Below are 1,855 nucleotides of genomic sequence, written 5' to 3' on the forward strand. Positions count from 1 at the left end.
CCCAGCCACAGCGGGCGTTCGGGCGACCTGCCCCGGCCATACGTGGCCAGCAGCGCCTGCGCCTCGATCGGATCGCCCAGCGTCGTACCGGTGCCATGCGCCTCGACGGCGTCGACGTCCTGCGCGGCCAGCCGGGCGTCGGCCAACGCCGCCTTGATCACCCGTTCCTGCGACGGGCCGTTCGGCGCGGTCAGACCGTTCGACGCACCGTCCTGGTTCACCGCGGTGCCGCGGACGACGGCCAGCACGCGGTGCCCGAGACGCTCGGCGTCCGACAGCCGCTCCACCACGAGCACGCCCACGCCCTCGGACCAGCCCGTACCGTCCGCGGCGGCCGCGAACGCCTTGCACCGGCCGTCCGTCGCCAGCCCGCGCTGCCGCGAGAAGTCCACGAAGTCGTCCGGATGCGCCATGATCGTGACACCGCCGGCCAGGGCCATGGTGCATTCGCCCCGGCGCAGCGACTGGACCGCCAGATGCAGCGCGGTGAGCGAGGAGGAGCAGGCCGTGTCCACGCTCACCGCCGGGCCCTCCAGCCCGAACGAGTAGGCCACCCGGCCGGAGACGACGCTGCTGGTGCCGCCGTTGCCCAGGAAGGGTTCGATGTCGTCGGGGACGGACTGGATCCGCTTGGTATAAGCATTGTCGATCACGCCCAGAAAGACGCCGGTCGCCGAACCCTGGAGGCTGCCGGGGTCGAGGCAGGCGCGTTCCAGGGCCTCCCAGGACACCTCCAGGACGAGCCGCTGCTGCGGGTCCATCGCCACCGCCTCACGCGGTGAGATCCCGAAGAATGCCGGGTCGAAGCCGCCGGCGTCGGCGAGGAAGCCGCCCTCGCGGACGTACGTCGTACCCGGGCGGTCCGGGTCGGGGTCGTAGAGGCCCTCCACGTCCCAGCCGCGGTCCTCGGGAAACGCCGACATCCCGTCGACGCCCTCGGACACCAGCCGCCACAGCTCCTCCGGCGACCCCACACCACCCGGGAACCGGCACGCCATGCCCACGATCGCGATCGGCTCGCTCGCGGCGGAGATCAGCTTGTGGTTCTGCTGCCTGAGCCGTTCCGTCTCCTTCAGCGACGTGCGCAGTGCATCGACAAGCCGGTTGTCGGACGTCGTCATTTCTTGCTCCACATTTCGCAGGTGATCAGGGCTCGGGTCGCCGGTGACCGGGACTCGGGGTCGCCGGTGACCGGGGTCCGGGCTCAGGACTCGGGGGTGTTGAGGGCCAGCGCGATGAGGCTGTCGGTGTCGAGGTCGTCGATCGCCCCGGTCTCCTCGCGGGCGGGCGCGGCCGCGGACAGCCCGGTCAGTGTCAGGAGCGTGTCCAGGACGCCGGCGTCGGCGAACCGCGCCAACGGGGTCTGTGCGAGGGCCGCTTGCAGGGCGGCCTCGGTCGGGTCGGTGGTCGGCGTGGCCTGGTCCGGGAACAGTTCCGTGATCAGGTGGGAGGCCAGGGCCGCCGGGTTGGGCTGGTTGAAGACGAGGGTGGGGGGCAGCCGGAGGCCGGTGCCGGTCTGGAGGCGGTTGCGCAGCTCGACGGCCGTGAGGGAGTCGAAGCCCAGGTCCTTGAACGCCACGGACACCGGTATGTCGCTGCCGCTGCCGTGCCCGAGGACCAGGGCGACCTGGCGGCGGATCTCCTCGACCGCGGACCGCTCCCGGTCGGCCGGGGGAAGCTCGGCCAGCCGCTCGGCCCATGAGCGTTCGGCGGTCACGGTGGCCGTCGCCTGGCGCCTGACCGGCCCGGCGAGGGCGCGCAGGACGGGGGGTACGGTGCCGGACGCGCGCACCGCCGCCAGATCCAGCCCGAACGCGGTCATCACCGGCCAGGCCGATCCTGCGGCGCTGTCGAA

At 72.6% G+C, this 1,855-nt stretch carries 2 protein-coding genes; both read right to left on the minus strand.

All coding sequences use genetic code 11. The annotated features are described in order from the left end of the window. The coding region (locus ADL29_RS04140) for a beta-ketoacyl synthase N-terminal-like domain-containing protein (RefSeq protein ID WP_169795186.1) at positions 1–1,121 on the minus strand (1,121 nt) is incomplete at its 3' end. 83 nt (positions 1,122–1,204) lie between these two features. Next, on the minus strand, positions 1,205–1,855 hold a 651-nt coding region (locus ADL29_RS04145), incomplete at its 5' end, for an acyl carrier protein (protein WP_211274248.1).

It is taken from the genome of Streptomyces chattanoogensis (assembly GCF_001294335.1).
Classification (GTDB): Bacteria; Actinomycetota; Actinomycetes; order Streptomycetales; family Streptomycetaceae; genus Streptomyces; species Streptomyces chattanoogensis.